Source organism: Streptomyces sp. CNS606, from assembly GCF_000426325.1.
This window is the reverse complement of record NZ_AUFD01000020.1, coordinates 1-19,789: the sequence shown is the minus strand read 5'-3', so window position 1 is coordinate 19,789 and position 19,789 is coordinate 1. Positions and strand designations below refer to the sequence as shown.

General features: G+C 75.8%; 10 protein-coding genes. 5 read left to right on the top strand and 5 right to left on the bottom strand.

The genetic code is table 11. From position 1 onward, the window contains the following. Positions 1 to 35 precede the first annotated feature (35 nt). Positions 36 to 2,810 carry a lysylphosphatidylglycerol synthase domain-containing protein gene (locus K304_RS0115215; RefSeq protein WP_486591682.1) on the bottom strand — a complete coding sequence of 925 codons (2,775 nt, stop codon included), beginning with the start codon at positions 2,808 to 2,810 and terminating at the stop codon, positions 36 to 38. A 263-nt stretch (positions 2,811 to 3,073) separates the two neighbouring features. On the opposite strand from K304_RS0115215, the gene K304_RS29230 reads away from it, so the two are divergent. The 5 genes from K304_RS29230 (at position 3,074) to nudC (ending at position 13,290) form a co-directional block, all read left to right on the top strand. Continuing rightward, on the top strand, positions 3,074 to 3,442 hold the full coding sequence (locus K304_RS29230; RefSeq protein WP_486591681.1) for an MGMT family protein: 369 nt from the start codon (positions 3,074 to 3,076) through the stop codon (positions 3,440 to 3,442). Between the two features lie 282 nt (positions 3,443 to 3,724). Further along, positions 3,725 to 7,378: an ATP-dependent helicase gene (locus K304_RS0115205; protein ID WP_486591680.1), complete on the top strand. Its 3,654-nt coding sequence runs from the start codon at positions 3,725 to 3,727 to the stop codon at positions 7,376 to 7,378. 69 nt (positions 7,379 to 7,447) lie between these two features. After that, positions 7,448 to 10,798, top strand: coding sequence for an ATP-dependent DNA helicase (locus K304_RS0115200; protein ID WP_037790576.1), 3,351 nt, complete (start codon positions 7,448 to 7,450; stop codon positions 10,796 to 10,798). Positions 10,799 to 10,899: 101 nt separating this feature from the next. After that, on the top strand, positions 10,900 to 12,318 hold the full coding sequence (locus K304_RS0115195; protein WP_027764442.1) for a dipeptidase: 1,419 nt from the start codon (positions 10,900 to 10,902) through the stop codon (positions 12,316 to 12,318). Positions 12,319 to 12,324: 6 nt separating this feature from the next. After that, the gene (gene nudC / locus K304_RS0115190; RefSeq protein WP_027764441.1) at positions 12,325 to 13,290 is read left to right on the top strand and encodes an NAD(+) diphosphatase; all 966 of its coding nucleotides are present in this window, start codon (positions 12,325 to 12,327) and stop codon (positions 13,288 to 13,290) included. 147 nt (positions 13,291 to 13,437) lie between these two features. Here nudC and K304_RS29225 read toward each other — a convergent pair whose 3' ends face one another. The 4 genes from K304_RS29225 to K304_RS0115170 form a co-directional block, all read right to left on the bottom strand. Next, the gene (locus tag K304_RS29225; RefSeq protein ID WP_486591679.1) at positions 13,438 to 14,961 is read right to left on the bottom strand and encodes a S8 family serine peptidase; all 1,524 of its coding nucleotides are present in this window, start codon (positions 14,959 to 14,961) and stop codon (positions 13,438 to 13,440) included. A gap of 206 nt (positions 14,962 to 15,167) precedes the next feature. Further along, complete coding sequence (locus tag K304_RS29220; protein ID WP_037790574.1) at positions 15,168 to 18,119, bottom strand: LuxR family transcriptional regulator; 2,952 nt, start codon at positions 18,117 to 18,119, stop codon at positions 15,168 to 15,170. Positions 18,120 to 18,287: 168 nt separating this feature from the next. Further along, on the bottom strand, positions 18,288 to 19,073 hold the full coding sequence (locus tag K304_RS0115175; protein ID WP_027764440.1) for a DeoR/GlpR family DNA-binding transcription regulator: 786 nt from the start codon (positions 19,071 to 19,073) through the stop codon (positions 18,288 to 18,290). A 158-nt stretch (positions 19,074 to 19,231) separates the two neighbouring features. Continuing rightward, a partial coding sequence (locus K304_RS0115170; protein WP_027764439.1) for an IS110 family transposase occupies positions 19,232 to 19,789 on the bottom strand: 558 nt, incomplete at its 5' end.

The following is a 19,789-nucleotide window of genomic DNA, read 5'->3' as shown; positions in this document are numbered from 1 at the left end:
GCGGTCCGCCCGGCGTTCGCCTGTCCGGCCCGGCGCTACAGCGCGCCCTTGCGGGTGAGCTGGGTGAAGGACAGCCAGCCCGGCAGCACCGGCAGCCAGAAGGTCATCAGACGGAACAGCAGGACCGCCGGGGTCGCGATCTCCTTCGGCACGCCGAAGGTGATGAGACCGGCGATCAGCGCGGCCTCGACCGCGCCCAGACCGCCCGGAGTCGGTGCCGCCGAGCCCAGCGCGTTGCCCGCCAGGAAGACCACGGCGAGCGTCGCGTAGCTCATGTCGTCGTAGCCGAACGCGCGCAGCGACGCATCCAGGCACATCAGGAACGCGAACGGCAGCAGCAGCGTGCCGCCCACACCGGTGAGCAGGAGCTTCGGTCGCTGCACCACGTCCAGCATGCGCGGCACCACCCCGGCGAACAGCGACCGCAGCCGCTCCGAGACGAACTTCCGCAGCCCCGGGATCGCGGTGACGATCAGCACCAGCACGGCCGCGGCGAGCAGTCCGGCGATCACCGCGCGGGACGGCGACAGCGTCGGCGTGTGCTCGGTGCCGGTCAGGTAGCCGAAGGCGAGCAGCAGCAGGATGTTCGCGCCCAGGCCGAACAACTGCGACGCGCCCACGCTGGCCACCGCGTGGCCCGGCCGCACGCCCGCCTTCTGGAGGAACCGGGTGTTCAGGGCCACGCCGCCGATCGCCGCCGGTGCCACCAGCTTCACGAACGATCCGGCGATCTGCGCCAGTACGGTGCGCGGGAACGGCACCTTCTCCGGTACGAAGCCGAGCAGCGCGATCGCCGCCGCCAGGTAGGTCAGTGCGGAGAAGCCCAGCGCGATGGCGACCCAGCTGTAGTCGGCGCCGGCCACGGCCTGGCCGATCTCCACGTGGCTGAGCTGGCTGAAGAGGAAGTACGCGGCGAGCGCACCGGCGATGAAACTGATCAGTGTGCGCGGCCTGATCCGCTCCAGCCGGGCCGGCTCGACCGGAGCCTGCGGCCGGATCAGCAGCACGTGACTGCGGATCTGCGCCAGCAGGTCCTCCTCGCGCGCCTCCTCCAGGGCTTCGTCCAGCGCCTTCTTCTCGGCGTTCTTCTCCGCCTTGAGCGCCTTGCGGTCGTGCGCGATCGCGTACGTCTCCTCGGCGGCCTCCCGCGCCTCCTTGCGCAGCCGGGAGGCCTCCAGCACCGCCTCCCGCTCCCGCTGCGCGCGTTCCTTCGCGAGCCGGCGCAGGGTGGTGCGGGTGCTGCGGCTCAGCGCGATCGGCTGGAGCAGGGGCAGGCTGTCCGCGACCACGTCCGGCCCGAGTACGGCCACCGCCGCGGCGACCGAACGTTCCGCCCCGACCCGCAGGCCGAACGTCGTCAGCAGCTGGGCCACGTCCATGCGCAGCACCAGGTCCCCGGCGGCGATCTCGCCCCCTCGCAGGTCGGTGAGGAACACCGCGCCGGAACGATCCACCAGCAGCGACTCGCCGATCAGCCGCCGGTGCGCGATGCGCCGCGACTGGAGCGCCTGCACCTGCCGCCAGGTCGCCCGCATCAGGTCGTCGTCGACCTCCTTGTCGGGCAGCGCCTCGATGCGGCGGCCGTCGATGTGCTCGTAGACCAGCATCACCGCGTCGGGGCCCAGCTCGGAGGTGGCGATCAGCCGCGGCGCGTTCGCCCCCGCCGCGATGGCGGCGTAGGCGATGAGCGCCTCCTGCTCCAGCGCCTGCCGGAGCGACTGCGTGCTGCGCGGCTGGGTGAGGCCGCGCAGCGCGAGGCGGCGCCACACCCGGTAGAAGTAGCCGTGCGCCTGCTGCTCGCGGTCCACGACGGTGACGTCGAGGGACGAGCCGTCCTCCAGCCGCACGCGGTAGCGGCGGCCGCGCTCGTGGTCCGGGTGCTCGCCCTCGGGGGCGGGCTCCTCGATCCCCACCGCTCCCTCCGGCCGGAACCCGACCCGGCGCAGGCCGGCGAGCAGCGTCTGGGCGGTCGGGCGGACGTTCGGCGAGCCGACGGCGTACAGGGTGCCGTAGGCGACGCTCCAGCCGACGAGCACGGTGACCGCGAGGGAGAACGGGGTGGAGTAGCCCGCGATCAGCACCGCGAAGGCGTCCAGCAGCAGCACCGCCCACAGCAGCACCCGCCACCGCGGGCGCCGCGCCATGCCCACGGCCGTCATGTAGGCGATCACCGGGGCGAGGTAGCTGTGCACCGGGGTGCTGACGACGCCGTCGCCGAGCTGCTTGGTCAGGGCGTCCTCGACGGAACCCGGTGCCGCCTCGGTCACCCACAGGTCGGTGGCCAGCGACACGCCGTGCGCCAGCACGGCCGCCAGCACGCCGTCCGCGATCCGCAGGCCGTCCCGCTTGATCAGCCGCTCGATGGCGAAGGCCACCGGCACCAGCAGCACCGCGACGCTCGCCGCCAGCCCGGTCACGCTGATGAGCAGCGCCGGCGCCTGCTGGGTGCCCTTCTCGACGTCGCTCTCCAGGCCGCTGGTCGTGCCGTGCGCGAACGCGGCGATCGTCAGCACCGCGACGATGCCCAGCACGCCCAGGCCCAGGCGCAGCAGGTCGGAGGGGCGGTGCACGCGGGCGGGCAGCAGCGGCACGTCCTCGTCGATGCCGCCGTCCCGCTGTGCCGCGTCTGCCGGCCCGGTGGCGTCGGCGGACGCGGCACCGCCCGGCCGGGCCTGGGGCGTGCCGGCGTCGTCGTGCGGCTCGCGGTCCGGGCGCGCCAAGGGGTCGCGGCGGTCCTCGTCGCGTCCGCCGCGGTCCTGGCCGCCGCCGTCGCGCGGTGCGCCGTCGGGGCTGCCGTGCTCGTCCCGCATCTGTGCGCCGTCCTGCGAAGAACCGTCGGCGAGGGGCGCCGGCCGTTCCGGTGGCTCCGCTCTCGGTGGCTCCGCCCGAAGCCCGTTCCCCCGTCGCATGTAGGCCGCCGTCTCGTCCTGGTCTCGCATCACTTGTTACCGCCCGGACGAAGATGGTGACACGTCGGAATGGTGCCCGGGGGTATGAGGGCGTATTCGTGGGGCGCGAGATGCGTAACACTGCGCCCGGTGAGCTGTCGGTGCCGTACGGCACCATGGCTCGCATGCCAGTGAGCGAACCGCCGGAGCTGCCGGACTACGCGGAGCGTGTGCTCGAGGTGACCGAGCGCATTCCGCCCGGCCGGGTGATGACGTACGGCGACGTCGCGGAGTGGCTGGGCGAGGGCGGACCGCGTCAGGTCGGCCGGGTGATGGCGCTCTACGGCGGGGCCGTCCCCTGGTGGCGCGTCGTCCGGGCGGACGGCAGGCCGCTGCCCGGCTCCGAGCTGCGCGCCCTCGGCCACTACCGGGAGGAGGGCACCCCGCTGCGCGAGGCCGGCCGCTCGTCCGGCGACCACGGCCTCCGCCTCGACATGCGCCGTGCCCGCGGTGCGCCTGCGACGCGCCGGGCGGACGACCCCGGTGCCCCCTGATCCGCGCGCCCTCGCCCGCCGGGTGAGGTCCCCGTGCCGGACGGGGCCGTCCGGCACGACGCCGGGCCCGGGAGGCGGCCCCGGGCGGGGCGTCCCCGGCGCGCGGCACGGCGGCGGAGGACGGAGAGCCGGGCCGGACAGCGGGCCCGGCGACCCACGGTGCGCGCCGCGTCCGCGGCGCACTCCGGGCCGGCGGGGAACCCCGCACGGCGTGTGCCCACCGCGTATCGTCGGCTCTTCGTAGCCCCCGCCGGCCCAGCCACCCTCCGCAAGGCGATCCACGTGAGCACCTCCCTTCCTCCGTCCGCGTCGCACCGGTACGCGCCGTCCGCTCCGGCGGCGGCCGGCGCGTACCGGCTGCTGCGCACGCCGCCGGTGCCCGCCGACGTCCCTGCCTTGGACGCACGGCAGCGCGCCGTGGTTGACCACCCCACCGGTCCGCTGCTGGTGCTGGCCGGACCCGGCACCGGCAAGACCACGACGCTGGTCGAGGCGGTCGCCGAGCGCGTGCGCCGCGGTGCCGACCCGGAACGGCTCCTCGTGCTCACCTTCAGCCGCAAGGCCGCCGTCGAGCTGCGCGACCGGATGACCGCGCGTCTCGGCGGCACGGGTGCCCCGCAGGCCACCACCTTCCACTCCTACTGCTACGCGCTGGTGCGGGCGTACCAGGACGCCGTCCTGTTCGCGGAGCCGCTGCGGCTGCTGTCCGGCCCCGAACAGGACCTCTACATCCGCGAACTCCTCGCCGGGCAGCTCGACCTCGAAGCGGAGGGACGCGGCCGCACGGCCTGGCCCGACGAACTGCGCGCCTGCCTGACCACCCGGGGCTTCGCCGACGAGGTGCGGGCCGTCCTCGCCCGCAGCCGGGAAATCGGCCTCGCCCCGGAGGCGCTGGGCACGTTCGCCCGCCGCACCGGCCGCCCCGACTGGGGCGCCGCCTCCGCCTTCCTCGCCGAATACCTGGACGTGCTCGACATGCAGGGCGTCCTCGACTATGCCGAACTCGTCCACCGGGCCGTGCTGCTGGCCGAGCGCGACCACGTCGCGGCGCAGCTGCGCGCCCGCTACGACGCGGTGTACGTCGACGAGTACCAGGACACCGACCCGTCCCAGGTGCGGCTGCTGCGCGCGCTCGGCGCGCCGACGCTGGTCGCCTTCGGCGACCCGGACCAGTCCATCTACGCCTTCCGGGGCGCGGACGTCGGCGGCATCCTCGACTTCCCGGCGACCTTCCCGCAGCCCGGCGGCGCACCGGCGCCCGTGCGGGTGCTCGGCACCTCGCGACGCTCCGGCGCGCACCTGCTGGCCGCGACGCGGGAACTCGCCCGCCGCATGCCGCTGCACCGCCTCCCCGCGGACGCCGTGCGCGCCCACCGGGCGCTGCAGCCGGGCCGCGGCACGGGCCGCGACACGGGAGGCCGCCAGGGCGAAGCCCGAGGGGACGGACGCGTGCAGGTGCTCACCTGCCCCACCCCCGGTGCGGAACTCGACACCGTGGCCGATCTGCTGCGCCGTGCCCACCTCGAGGACGGCGTGCCGTGGGGCGAGATGGCCGTGCTGGTCCGCGCGGGCGGGCGCACCCTGCCCGTCGTGCGGCGCGTCCTCACCTCGGCGGGCGTCCCCGTCGAGACGGACGGCGACGACGTTCCCCTCCGCCAGGAACCCGCCGTCGCCCCGCTCCTCACCGCCCTGCGCGCGGCCGCACAGGCCGTGACCGACGGCGCGCGCCCCCCTGCGGAGCGCGGTGCCGAGGCCCTGCCGGAGGCGGAGGCGGAGGCGGGCTCGGGGCCGTTGCCCCCGGCCCGTCCGGGCGTCCGGCCGGGTCCGGGCGCGCCCGTGCCCACGGCACCGGCGCCCGCGTCGTCCGGGCCCGCGCCCCCCGCGGAGGGCCCCGGAACCGACGGCCCCGCCGCGCCGCCCCCGGCCGGGCCCGTCCCCCGGCTGGGCCAGGCGGCCCCCGGTACCCCTCAGGTGCCGGGTGACGCCGCACCGGAGGCGGACGAGAACACCGCGCCGGACCACGAGAACACCGCGCCGGCCGCGGCGGCACCCGCCGCGCCGGGGACGGGCGCCGGGTGGGACGTGGAGACCGCGCTGACGCTCCTCGCGTCGCCGCTGGGCGGCATGGACGCCGCCGACCTGCGGCGGCTGGGCCGGGCCCTGCGGGACGAGGAACGCGCGGCGGGCCGTGTCGTGCCCCGCCCGTCCGACACGCTGCTCGCCGAGGCACTCGCCGAGCCCGAACGCCTCGTCGCCCACGACACCGCGTACGCGCGCGGAGCCCAGCGGCTCGGGCTGCTGCTGCGCAAGGCCCGGGAACTCCTCGCCGGCGGCGGCACCGCCGAGGAGGCCCTGTGGGAGCTGTGGAACGGCACCCCCTGGCCCGACCGGCTGGAACGCGCGGCGCTGCGCGGCGGTCCCGCCGGTCGGAACGCCGACCGCGACCTGGACGCCGTGTGCGCCCTGTTCGCCGCCGCCGCACGTGCCGAGGAACGCATCGGTGGCCGCGGCGCGCTCAACTTCCTGGAGGAGATCGACGCCCAGGACATCGCCGCCGACACTCTCACCGCCCGCGTGTCACGCCCGGACGCCGTGCGCCTGATGACCGCGCACCGCGCCAAGGGCCTGGAGTGGCACACGGTGGTGGTGGCGGGTGTGCAGGAGGGTCTGTGGCCCGACCTGCGGCGGCGCGGGTCGCTGCTGGAGGCGGACCGCATCGGCCGGGACGGCCTCGCCGAGCCGCTGCCGCCGGGCGCGTTGCTGTCCGAGGAGCGGCGGCTGTTCTACGTGGCGGCGACCCGCGCCCGCGAACGCCTCGTCGTCACCGCCGTCCGCGCGCAGGCCGAGGACGGCGACCAGCCGTCCCGTTTCCTCGCCGAACTCGGCGTCGAGCCGCGTGCGGTGGCCGGCCGCCCGCGCCGACCGCTGTCCGTGCCCGCGCTGGTCGCCGAGCTGCGCGCGACGACCGTCGACCCGGACGCGTCCCCCGCGCTCCGCGAGGCCGCCGCCCGGCGCCTGGCCCGGCTCGCCGCCCTGCGCGACGACGAGGGCCATTCCCTCGTGCCCGCCGCGCACCCGCACCGCTGGTGGGGGCTGTACGAGCCGACCCGTGCCGAGGTGCCGCTGCGCGACCGCGACCAGCCGGTGGCGCTGTCCGGCAGCGCCCTGGACCAGCTCGCGCGCACCTGCTCCCTCCAGTGGTTCCTGGGCCGCGAGGTGAAGGCGGACGCCCCGGCGAGCACCGCGCAGGGCTTCGGCAACGTGGTGCACGTCCTGGCCGACGAGGTCGCCTCCGGCGGCACCCCCGCCGACCTGGCGACGCTGATGGAACGTCTGGAGAGCGTGTGGGACGGGCTCGCCTTCGACGCGCCGTGGAGATCCCGCCAGGAGAAGGACAACGCCCGCGCCGCGCTGGAACGGTTCCTGCGCTGGCACGTCTCGGGCCAGGACGCCGGACGCGAAGTCCTCGGCAGCGAGCAGAGCTTCGACGTCACGCTGGACGCCGGGGCGCACGAGATCCGCATCCGCGGCAGCATGGACCGCGTCGAACGGGACGCGCAGGGGCGGGCGTACGTCGTCGACTTCAAGACCGGGAAGGCCAAGCCCAGCGGTGCCGACGTCGAACGGCACCCGCAGCTCGCCGTCTACCAGCTCGCGCTGCACGCGGACGGCGCCGAGCCGGGCGGCGGTGAACCGGGCGGGGGTGAACTGGTGCACCTGCGGATCGGCGCGACACGGCGCGACGGCGGCGACGCGCTGCCGGCCGTGCAGCGGCAGGAACCGCCGGACGGGGAATGGGTCGGCGAGCTGCTGGCGGAGGCCGCGGGCCGCGTCCTGGACGAGCGCTTCGCGCCGTCGACGGGCGCGCACTGCGGCAACTGCGCGTTCCGGTCCGCGTGTTCGGCGCAGCCCGAAGGGCGCCACGTCGTCGAGTGAGGACCGGCGGGCGCGGCGCGGAGCCCCACTGCGGCCCGTTGTCGGACCCGGCGGATACCGTCTTGCAGCGTGCCCGCACCACCTCCGCTCACCGACCCCGGACAGCTCAAGGCGCTGCTCGGCATCCCGTTCACCCCCGAACAGCTCCGCTGCATCACCGCGCCGCTCGCGCCGCAGGTCATCGTCGCGGGCGCCGGGTCGGGGAAGACCACCGTGATGGCCGCGCGCGTCGTCTGGCTGGTCGGCACCGGTCAGGTCGCCCCCGAGCAGGTGCTCGGGCTGACCTTCACCAACAAGGCCGCCGGAGAACTCGCCGAACGCGTGCGCGCCGCCCTCGTGCGGGCCGGGGTCACCGACCCCGATCCCGCCCCCGCGCAGGCGGCGGACGAGGACCCGCCCGGCGAACCGCAGATCCTCACCTACCACGCGTTCGCCGGGAGGCTCCTCAAGGACCACGGCCTCCGCCTCGGCGTCGAGCCCGGCGCCCGGCTGCTCGCCGACGCGACCCGTTTCCAGCTCGCCGCCCGCGTGCTCGCCGCCGCGAGCGGCCCCTTCGAAGGGCTCCGCAACAGCCTCAGCACCCACGTGCAGGACCTGCTGTCCCTCGACGCCGAACTGTCCGAACACCTGGTGCCGCCTGCTCGCCTGCGCGCGTACGATGCCCGGCTGCGCGCCGAGCTCGCCGCCACCGAGCTCACCAACAAGGACCTGCGGCGTGTCCCCGGGACCGCGATCGGCCGTGCCGAACTCCTCGGCCTGGTCGAGGAGTACCGGGCCCGGAAGCGTGACCGCGACCTGCTGGACTTCGGCGACCAGATCGCGCTCTCCGCCGCCCTGGCCCGCGACGTCCCGGAGGTCGGCCGCATCCTGCGCGACGCATGCCGGGTCGTCCTCCTCGACGAGTACCAGGACACCTCCGTCGCCCAGCGCATCCTGCTCGCCGGACTGTTCGGCGCGGGCGCGGGCGGCGGCACGAGCGCCGGCGCCGGGCACCCGGTGACCGCCGTCGGCGACCCCTGCCAGGCCATCTACGGATGGCGCGGCGCGTCCGTCGCCAACCTCGACGACTTCCCGCGCCACTTCCCCCACCGGGACGGCACGCCCGCCCCCCGGCTCGCGCTGAGCGAGAACCGCCGCAGCGGCGGTCGCCTGCTCCGCCTCGCCAACGCGCTCGCCGCGCCGCTGCGGGAGCGGCACGAGGGCGTCGAGGCGCTGCGCCCCGCGCCCGGCGCCGAACACGACGGCCTCGTGCGCTGCGCCCTGCACGCCACGCACGCCGAGGAGCTGGACTGGCTCGCCGACTCCCTCGCGCACCTGGTGCGCACCGGCACCCCGCCCGGCGAGATCGCCGTCCTGTGCCGCACCGGCGGCGACTTCGCCGCCGTCCAGGGCGCCCTGGTGGAGCGGGACGTGCCGGTCGAGGTCGTCGGCCTCTCCGGGCTCGTCCACCTGCCGGAGGTCGCCGACCTGGTCGCCGTGTGCGAGGTGCTCCAGGACCCGACGGCCAACGCCCCCCTGGTGCGGCTGCTGAGCGGGCCCCGCTGGCGCATCGGCCCGCGGGACCTGGCGCTGCTGGGCCGGCGGGCCCGGCTGCTGGTCCGGCGGGACGACGCGGCGGCCGGCGAGGACGCCGACCTGCGCCTCGCGGCGGCCGTGGAGGGCGTCGACCCGGCCGAGGTGACCTCTCTCGCGGACGCGCTGGACACCTTCCTCGAGGGCGACGCCGACGACGAACTCCCCTTCTCCGCCGAGGCCCGCGTCCGCTTCGCCCGGCTGGCCGCCGAGATCCGGGACCTGCGCCGGTCCCTGGGCGACCCGCTGATGGACGTGCTGCACCGCGTCCTCGCCGTCACCGGGCTGGAGGTCGAACTCTCCGCCTCCCCGCATGCGCTGGCCGCCCGCCGCCGCGAGACCCTCGGCGCCTTCCTGGACATCGCCGCCGGGTTCGCCTCGCTCGACGGCGAGACCACGCTGCTCGCCTTCCTCGGATTCCTGCGCACGGCCACCCAGTACGAGAAGGGTCTGGACGGTTCGCTGCCCGGCGGGGAGAACACCGTGAAGGTGCTCACCGCGCACAAGTCCAAGGGCCTGGAATGGGACGTGGTCGCCGTACCCGGCCTGGTGGCCAAGCAGTTCCCCAGCACTCAGCCCCGCGAGTCCTGGCTCACCCGTCCCGGCGTCCTGCCGCACGACCTGCGGGGCGACGCCGACACCCTGCCCCGCGTCGAGGGATGGAACGCCAAGGCCCTCAAGGCGTACGACGTCCGCCAGCGCGACCACCAGGCCACCGAGGAACTGCGGCTCGGCTACGTCACCTTCACCCGCCCCCGGTCGCTGCTGCTGGGCTCCGGGCACTGGTGGGGGCCGACGCAGAAACGCCCGCGCGGGCCGTCCGCCTTCCTGGAGGCGCTGCGCGACCACTGTGCGGCCGGCCCGGCGTACGGCGAGGTCGAGGCGTGGGCCGACGCACCGGAACACGGCGCGGAGAACCCCGCCCTGTCCGGCGACGGCGACGACGCGGCCTGGCCGCTGCCGCTCGACCCGGTCGCGCTGCGCCGCCGCCGGACCGCCGCCGCGCGCGTACTGGCCCACCTGCACGGCGACGGCGAGGACCCTGGCGGCGACCGAGGCGACCCCGGCGCGAGCGACGCGGACGCGGTGCCGCCGGCCACCGCCCTGCCCGGCCCGCGCGACGGGGGCGCGGAGGCCCCCGCCGGGCTCGCGCCCGAGGACGCACGGCTGGTGGAGGGGTGGGACCGCGACCTCGACGCGCTGGAGGGTGAACTGCGCCGCTCCCGCGCCACCGTGCACGACGTGCCGCTGCCCGGGTCGCTGTCCGCCTCCCAGCTGCTGCGGCTGGCCGCCGACCCCGACGGGTTCGCCCGCGAACTGGCCCGCCCCATGCCCCGCCCGCCCCAGCCGGCCGCGGCCCGCCGGGGCACCCGCTTCCACGCCTGGGTGGAGTCCCGTTTCGAGGAGCTGACGCTGCCGATGCTCGGCCCGGACGAGCTGCCCGGCGCCGACGAAGCGGCGGGCATCGAGGACGAACGGGATCTCGCCGCGCTGAAGGCGGCCTTCGCCCGCACCGCGTACGCGCACCGGACGCCGTACCGGGTCGAGGCGCCGTTCCAGCTCGCCCTCGCGGGGCGCACCGTGCGGGGCCGGATCGACGCCGTCTACCGGGAGGAAGGCGCCGGGCCGGACGGCGGCCCGGCGTACGAGATCGTCGACTGGAAGACGGGACGCAGGCAGGACGCGGACCCGTTGCAGCTCGCGGTGTACCGGGTGGCGTGGGCCGAGCAGTGCGGCGTCCCGCCGGAGGCGGTGACGGCGGCGTTCCTCTACGTGCGCTCCGGCCGTGTCGTGCGGCCGCCGGGCCTTCCCGACCGCGCGGCGCTGGAGCGACTGCTCCTGCCGTGAAGCCCGGGCGCCCGCCTGCCGCGGCTCCCCGCCCCGGCGCCCGCCGGGGGGCACCCGGCGGCGGGGAAGGACCGGGGGAGGGGCCGGATAGGGTCGGGGGCATGAGCACCACCCCGGACAGCGCGGTCCGCAGTTACGTCGACACCCACCGTGAGGACTTCCTCGCCGCCCTGGAGGACTGGCTCCGCATCCCCTCCGTCTCCGCCGATCCGGCGTACGCCGCCGACGTGCGACGCAGCGCCGACTGGCTGGCGGACGCCCTGCGCGCGACCGGATTCCCGACGGTCGAGGTGTGGCAGACCCCCGGCCACCCCGCTGTGTTCGCCGAGTGGCCCTCCGGCGACCCCGGTGCGCCCACCGTGCTGGTCTACGGCCACCACGACGTGCAGCCCGCGCAGCGTGCCGACGGCTGGCACACGGAGCCGTTCGAACCGGTCCGCCGGGACGGCCGGCTGTACGCCCGGGGCGCCGCCGACGACAAGGGGCAGGTGTTCTTCCACACGCTCGGCGTCCGCGCGCACCTCGCCGCCACCGGCCGCAGCGCGCCCGCCGTGAACCTCAAGCTGCTGATCGAGGGCGAGGAGGAGTCCGGCTCCCCGCACTTCCCCGACCTGGTGCGCGTGCACGCGGACCGGCTCGCCTGCGACGCGGTCGTCGTCTCCGACACGGGCATGTGGGCGGCCGACACCCCCACCGTCTGCACCGGCATGCGCGGGCTCACCGACTGCCAGATCGACCTGTACGGGCCGGACCAGGACATCCACTCCGGCTCCTTCGGCGGGGCGGTCCCCAACCCGGCGACCGAGGCGGCGCGGCTGGCCGCCTCCCTGCACGACGACGACCGCCGGGTCGCGATCCCCGGCTTCTACGACGGCGTGATCGAACTGTCCGACCGCGAGCGCGCGCTCTTCGCCGAGCTGCCGTTCGACGAGGCGGCCTGGCTGCGCACCGCGCACTCGCAGGCCGCGAGCGGCGAGCGCGGGTACACCACGCTGGAGCGCATCTGGGCCCGCCCCACCGCCGAGGTCAACGGCATCGGCGGCGGCTACCAGGGCCCCGGCGGCAAGACGATCGTGCCCTCCGCGGCCCAACTGAAGCTCTCCTTCCGGATGGTCGCCGGGCAGGACCCGGAAAAGGTCCAGCAGGCCGTACGGGACTGGGCGGCGCGGTCCGTGCCCGCCGGGATCCGGCACGAGATCACCTTCTGGGGCGCCACCCGCCCCTGCCTGACGCCCCTCGACCACCCGGCCCTGCAGTCCACCGTCCGCGCGATGAGCCGCGCCTTCGGCCGCACCGTCCGGTTCACCCGCGAGGGCGGATCCGGGCCCGCCGCCGACCTCCAGGACGTGCTGGGCGCCCCCGTGCTGTTCCTCGGCATCTCCGTCCCGTCCGACGGCTGGCACGCGCCGAACGAGAAGGTCGAACTGGACCTTCTCGCGAAGGGTGTCGAGACCGCCGCCTACCTCTGGGAGGATCTGGGCCTGAACTGGACGCACGCCGCCGACGAGGGGAACCGGTAAGCAGCCGTGACCATCTGGACACCCGACGCCGACAGCTCCGAAGCCGCCCCCGCCATCACCCTGACCGGCACCGGCGGCATCGACCGCGCCGCACACCGCCGCCTCGACGAGGCGTGGCTCGCGGCCGCGTGGAGCCATCCGACGACGCGCGTCTTCGTGGTGTCCGGCGGGCAGGCGCTGATCGAGGACACCGGGGACGGGTGCACCGAGCTGGTCACCATGCCGTCGTTCGACGCGCCCGTCACCGAGTCGCACCGCTACTTCCTCGGCGTGGACCCGGAGGGAGTCGCCTACTTCGCGCTGCAGAAGGACGCCCTCCCCGGCCGGATGGACGACATCGCCCGCCCGGCCGGGCTGCGCGAGGCCGGCGTGCTGCTGCCGGAGCGGGACGCGGAACTCCTGGTGCACGCCGTCGCGCTGGAGAACTGGCAGCGTCTGCACCGGTTCTGCTCCCGCTGCGGCGAACGCACCGTGATCGCCGCCGCCGGCCACGTGCGCCGCTGCCCCGCCTGCGGCGCCGAGCACTACCCGCGCACCGACCCGGCGGTCATCATGCTGGTCACCGACGTGCACGACCGCGCCCTGCTGGGCCGCCAGGTGCACTGGCCGGAGGGCCGCTTCTCGACCCTGGCCGGCTTCGTGGAGCCGGGCGAGTCCATCGAGCAGGCGGTGGTCCGGGAGGTCGGCGAGGAGGTCGGCGTCGAGGTGCCCGTGGAGGGCGTCGCGTACGTGGGCAGCCAGCCGTGGCCGTTCCCGTCCAGCCTGATGCTCGGGTTCACCGCGCGCGCCTCCTCCTCCCGCATCCAGGTGGACGGTCACGAGATCGAGGAGGCCCGCTGGTTCTCCCGCGAAGACCTGCGCGCCGCGTTCGCCTCCGGCGAGGTGCTGCCGCCGTCGGGCATCTCCATCGCCGCGCGGCTCGTCGAACGCTGGTACGGCGAACCCCTGCCCCGGCCGGGCCGCGGTCGCTGAGCCGGCTTCCCAACGGCACCGCTCCGGAGGGGCGCTGAACGGATCACCCCGACTTCGCAGACGGAGGGCCCCGGCACGCGGTTGTGCGTGCCGGGGCCCTCGTTCATGCTCCGGTGCAGGTTCGGCGGCCCCTCCTCCGCCGCCGCGTCACTGCGGGAAGCAGAATGCGGAGCCGCTGCCGAAGTCGAAGCACTGGAGGCTGCGGGTGGCGGTGTCCGTCCGCCCCTCCTCGTCCTCGACGGTGAGGCTGACCGTCGGCGTGCCGGCACCGGAGTACCCGTGTCGGGCGGTCTCGCCCTCGCCGGTGGTGCCGTCCCCGAAGTCCCAGGCGTAGGAGACGATCCCGGCGTCGTCCGTGGACCGGCTCGCGTCGAAGGTGCAGCCGGAGTCGAAGCCGCACTGCACGTCGAACGCCGCCTGCGGGGCCTCGCCGTTCGGCGGCTCCCCGCCTCCGTCGCCCAGCCGGGAGACGTTCAGCAGCAGGTTCGGCGAACCGCCGCCCGGGTTGGACACCTCGCCGGAGTCGGTGGCGCCGACGATCGCCTGGTGCACCTGCTGCGGCGAGGCCCCGGGGTTCTCCGACAGGTACAGCGCCGCCGCGCCGGCCGCGTGCGGGGTGGCCATCGAGGTGCCGCTCAGGTTGTGCGAGCCGCCGCCGTTACGGGTGGAGGTGATGTCGCTGCCCGGCGCGAACAGGTCCAGGCAGGAGCCGTAGTTGGAGTAGCTCGCGCGGGCGTCGCTGCGGGTGGTGGCGCCGAGCGTGAGGACGCCCGGCACCCGCGCGGGGCTGGTGTTGCAGGCGTTCTCGCTCGCGTTGCCCGCGGCGACCGCGAACTGCACGCCCGCGTCCAGCGCGCCCCGCACCGCGTCGTCCACCGAGGAGCTGGCTCCGCCGCCGAGGCTCATGTTCCCGATGGACGGGCCGTCCGCGTTCCGGGCGACCCAGTCGATGCCGCCGATGATCTGCGACCACTGCCCGGTGCCCTGGCAGTTCAGGACCCGGACGGAGACGAGGTCGACGTTCTTCGCCACGCCGTGGTCCCGGCTGCCGACGGTGCCCCCGACGTGGGTGCCGTGCCCCTGGCAGTCGCTCGCGTCCGTGTCGTCGTCGATGAAGTCGTAGCCGCTGCGTGCCCGGCCCTCGAACTGCGGGTGGTCCAGGTCCATGCCGGTGTCCACGATGTACGCGGTGACGCCGTCGCCCTCGTTCGGGTAGGTGTAGCTCCGGTCCAGGACGCCGTCGACGCGGTCCAGGCCCCAGGAGGGCGGGTTCGGCTGGGTGCCGGTGGCCCGCGCGACGCCGTCCGCCTCGACGTACCGGACGGCGTCGTCGGCCGCCAGCTCCCGGGCCTGCGCCGCGGTGGCCGACACCGCGAACCCGCGGAAGGCGGCGGAGTACACCCGCTCCACCTCGCCGCCGTGGTCCGCCGCCAGGCTCCGTGCCGCGGAGCGCACCTGTGTCCGCGCGTCGGCCTGTACCGACGCTTCGCCCTTCAGCGCCACGATGTACCGGCCCTCGACCGCCCCGGGGGCGTCCGCGTTCCGGACCACCTCGCGCGGTGCGTCCGCGCCCGGTTCGCCGGCCGACGCGGTGTGGCCCGCGGCCAGCAGGGCGGCCGTGGCCACGGCCCCGCACGCGAGCGCTCTGAAGCGCCTCGTTCCCATCTGCATGCTTCTGCTCCTTCGGTGGGGTCTCCGGCCGGCGGGGGAGCGCCGGCCGAACGCGACCTCACCTTCGGGGCGGGCCCGGCGCGGAACAATCCGGGATGCGGTACGTAGGGCTACGCAAAGTCGGCGCCGGAGGCGCCGTTGCACCACGTGCCGGAGGCGCCGTTGCACACCGTGCCGGGCGGCGCCGTGTCACGCCGTGCGCCGTGTCACGCCGTGCCGGGCAGCGCGATCTCGTCGCGGGAGGAGACGTTCAGCTTCCGCAGCACCCGGGCGACGTGCTGCTCGACGGTGCGCGGCGACAGGAACAACACGTCGGCGATCTCCCGGTTGGTGCGGCCCAGCGCCACCAGCCGGGCCACCTCCGTCTCGCGCGGCGACAGCGCGTCGCCGTACCCGCGACGGCCACGCCGCGAGGGCAGGACGACGCCGCTGCCGCGCAGCACCCGGCGGCAGCGTGCCGCGTCCCGAGTCGCCCCGAGGGCGGCGAACTCCTCCGCCATCGCGGCGAGTTCCTCCGACGCGTGGGGCAGGCCCGCCGCGAGCCGGCAGCGTGCGGCCGCCTCCCCCGTACGGGCGGCGGAGTACGGCTGCGGCAGCGCCGCGTATGCCTCCCGGGCCGCGCCGAACACCTCCGCCGCCTCGTCCTGGCGGCCGGAGGCCGCCGCGAGTACGCCCCGGCACGCGCGCAGGGCCGCGCGGGCCAGTGGCGCGTCGCGTCCCTCGATCCCGGCCGCGAACTCGTCGGCGATCCGGGCCCCGTCCTCCGGGCGCCCCGCGCGCACCAGGGCGGCGACCGCCATCGGCGCCAGGTCGCCCGCCCACACCCACACGCCCTTCCGCCGGATCCGTGCCACGCCGCTCTCGGCCTCCGCGCAGCCCGCCTCCGGCTCCCCGCGCGCCAGGTGCAGCCGGGCTGTGGCCGCGGAGGCGCAGGCCAGGATGGGGGCGGGCGCGTTGCCCGGGTCGGCGAGCCCGGCCGCCTCCAGCTGCTCCACCGCCTCGTCCCATTCGCCCCGCGCGGACGCCAGCAGGCCCAGCACCAGTCGCGCGTCCGCGGCGATCCCGGACACCCCCTGCACCACCTCCAGGGTGTGCCGGGCGCGTTCGGCCAGGCCCGTCCACCGTCCCGCGTACCACTCCAGGCGCAGCGCCGTGCCCTCCACGATGCCCTCGAAGAACGCCGCCCCGCACTGCGCGGCCAGCCGACGGCCCTCCGCCCGGTACCGCCAGGCCGCCGCGTAGTGCCCCAGCGAGGTCGCCGCCTCGGCGAAGTTGCCGCAGGCGCGCGCCACCTGACGGACGTCACTGTCCGCGCCGGCCTCCCGGATGAGGCGCTCGGCCGCGGGGGCGGCCTCCGGGTCGCCCGTCGACATCCGCAGCGCCAGGTGGTTGCCGCGGACCGCGGTGCGGAGTGCCGGATCCCCCTCGTCGGCGACCAGTTCCTCGGCCCGCTCGATCCACCGTTGGCAGGTGGCCAGCGGGTGCACGTCCCAGCTGGGGAACGCCAGGGCGGCCATGCCGCGGGCGGCGAGCGCCGGGCGGTCGCGCAGCTCCTCCACGGCGAGTTCGGTGGCGACCCGGCCCTCGGTGTAGTTGCCGGCCTGGTTGTAGAGCAGCAGCCCCAGGTTGAGCCGGATCTCGCCGCGCAGCCCTTCCGGAATCCGGTCGTCCCGCACGACGCGGCTCAGCAGCCGGGTGGCGCGCCGGTGCGCCAGGCCGACCACCGCGTCGCGGCTCAGCTCGGCGGCGATCCGTGCGCACTCCAGCCTCTCCAGCCGCGCGTCGGACAGCAGTTCCTCCAGCACCTGCACGGCGAGTGCCACGTCGCCCATCTCCCGGGCGGACGTCGCGGCGGCCTCGGCGTAGCGCTGCCACTCGGAGACCGGGCCCGCCTGCCGCGCGTGGTGGGCCAACTGGACCAGGGGCTGCGGTCGCTCGGCGGCCAGCACCTCCCTCGCCCTCCGGTGCAGCCGGTGCCGGTCCGGGCCGGGCAGCGCGGCGTACACGGCCTGCCGGGCCAGTGAGTGGCGGAAGCCGTACCGGTCGGCTCCCGACTCGTGGAGCACCCCGGCGCGCAGCGCCTCGCGCAGTGCCGCCGCGGCGCCGTCCGCCGGGCCGTCCGCCGTGTCGTTCGGGGGGCCGCTGGTCGTGCCGCTGGTTGTGCCGTTCGGAGAGAGGGCCGGGGTGCCGGGGTCGTCCATGACGGCGGCGATCAGCCGTTCTCCGGCCGGCACCTGGAGCACCGCGGCCGCGCGCACGGCGTCGGCTGCGGCGGGGGAGAGCCCGGCCATCCGGTCGGCGATGGCGTCCCGGAGCAGCGCCGGCACCTCCATCTCGTCCAGCGCGTCCCGGCCCGCCTCGACGTCGCGCCACCGCTGCCGCACGTCGCCGGGCAGCGCGCGGATCACCTCCTCCAGCACCAGGGGGATGCCCGCGGTGCGCCGGTGCAGTTCGGCGGCGAACTCGCCGGAGGTCTCCGGGGAGGCGGTGAGCGAGGCGTAGAGGCTGCGCACCGAGGGAACGTCCAGCGGGCCCAGCGGGATCAGCACGGACGTGGTGCCCGGCGGGTGCCGGTAGGCGCGTCCCAGGGGGAGGCCCGCGCCCGGCAGGTCCTCGCGCCGGTAGCCGAGGACGACCGTCAGCCCGTCCGGCGGGTCGTCCACGAGGAACCGCAGCAGGTCGCGGGTGCCGTCGTCGGCCCAGTGCAGGTCCTCCACGACGATCACGGCCCCGCCCAGCGCCTCCAGCAGGGCGCGCACCGCACGGAAGAGCTGGTGCCGGCCGGCCCGCAGGTCCCGCAGCGGCTCGGGCCCGGGCGGCAGACTGCCGGCCAGTTCCGGCAGGTAGGGGCGCAGCGCGCCGCATACCGGGTCCAGCCCGGTGGGCAGCCTTTTCGCCAGCCGGCGCAGCAGGTCGAAGACCGGGCCGTAGGGAAAGGGCTCGCGCAGCGGCTGGCAGGTGCCGAGGAGCACGCGCCGGCCGCGCACCGACGGGTGTCCCAGGGCCTCGCGGATCAGCCGGGTCTTGCCGATGCCGGCCTCGCCCTCCACGAAGGCCACCGACGGCGGGTGCGTCACCGCGTCGAGCAGCGCATGCAGTTCGCCGGTGCGCCCGACCAGCACGGGAGCCTCCGCGGAGCGGAGCAGCGGTTCGGTCATGGCGACTCCGGGCCGCTGTGGGGTCCGGGCGGCCCGCACGGGCGGCGGCTGGCGCGTACGGCGGCGACAGCGGCAGTCTCGTGCACGGTCGAGCGCGCGACAAGACGTGCGTGCCGCGTGCGTGCGACGTGGGCGGGACGTGCCCGCAGGGCGCTCGGCGCTCTCGCGTCAGACGCGGCGGACGTCGACGCCCGCCGCGATGAAGCGTTCCACCATCTCGTCGGGGGCTTCGGAGTCGGTGATCAGCACGGAGATCACGTGCACCGGGCAGACCTGGGCGAAGGCCCGGCGTCCCAGCTTGGTGGAGTCGGCGACCACGACGACCGTCTCGGCCCGCTCCGCGAGGGCCCGGTTCGCTCCCGCCTCGCCCTCGTCGTGGGTGGCGGCGCCGAACTCCGGGTGCACCGCGTCGACCCCGAGGACGGCGCGGTCCAGCGCCAGTCCCCGGAGCCCCTCGGTGGCGAGCGGGCCGGTGAGCTCGTAGGAGTTGGGACGGGTCACGCCACCGGTGACCACGGTCTTCACGTGGGGGCGGACAGCGAGTTCGTTGGCGATGTTGATGGCGTTGGTGACGAGGGTGAGCGACGGGGTGCTGGTCTCGCTCATCAGGTCGGTGCGGGTGGCCAGTTCGCGCGCCACTTCCGAGGTGGTGGTGCCTCCGTTGAGGCCGACCACGCTGCCGGGGGCGACCAGGGCGGCCGCCGCACGGGCGATGCGGTGCTTCTCGTCCGCACGGCGCGCGGTCTTGTAGCGCAGCGGCAGGTCGTAGGCGACGGCGCTCAGGACCGCGCCCCCACGGGTGCGGGTGAGCATCTGCTGCCCGGCGAGCTCGTTCATGTCGCGGCGGACGGTGGCGGCGGAGACCCCGAGCCGTTCGGCGGCCCGGGCGACGTCGATCCGGCCCTCTTCGCCCAGGATCTCCAACAGCCGGGTCCATCGCTCGTGTGCCGCCACCCGCGTCTCCTCACTCGTCCGTGCAGGTGCCGAGCGTACCGCGCACGGCGCTGCGCGTTCCGGGGCGCTGTGTGCAACCGTCCGGTGCGCGGTACTGCGCGCGGCTGCGCGGAAGCTGGGGCGGGGTGTGCGGGGGGGGGGTGCCTCTATGTCTTTCGTCAAGTGTTGGCGGGGGTGTGGGGTTGGTAGAAGGTGCCGTCTCGGAGCATGGCGAACAGGACGCTGATGCGGTGGCGTGCGAGGCGGAGGAGGGCTTGGGTGTGGGTTTTGCCTCGGGCTCGGCAGCGGTCGTAGTAGGTGCGGGAGGCCGGGTCGTGGAGGGCTGCGAAGGCGGAGAGGAACATGGCGCGTTTGAGCTGCCGGTTTCCTGTTCTGGGGGCGTGTTCGCCGTGGATGGAGGTCCCGGAGGACCTGGTCGCCGGTGCGAGGCCGGCGTAGGAGGCCAGGTGGGCGGCGGTGGGGAAGCTGCTGCCGTCGCCGACGGTGACCAGGAGGACTGCGGCGGTCCTGACGCCGACGCCGGGCATCGAGGTCAGGACCTGGTGAAGAGGGTGGGCCTCCAGGAGGGCCTCGATCTGCGTCTCCAGCGCCCGGCGTTGTTCGTGAACTGCGGCGAGGGACTTCGCCAGGGACGGCACGATCACGTCCAGGGTGCCGGTGCCGGTGCCGGTGCCGGGGACGACGACGGTCTGCTCGTCCAGGGCGTGGAAGACGTC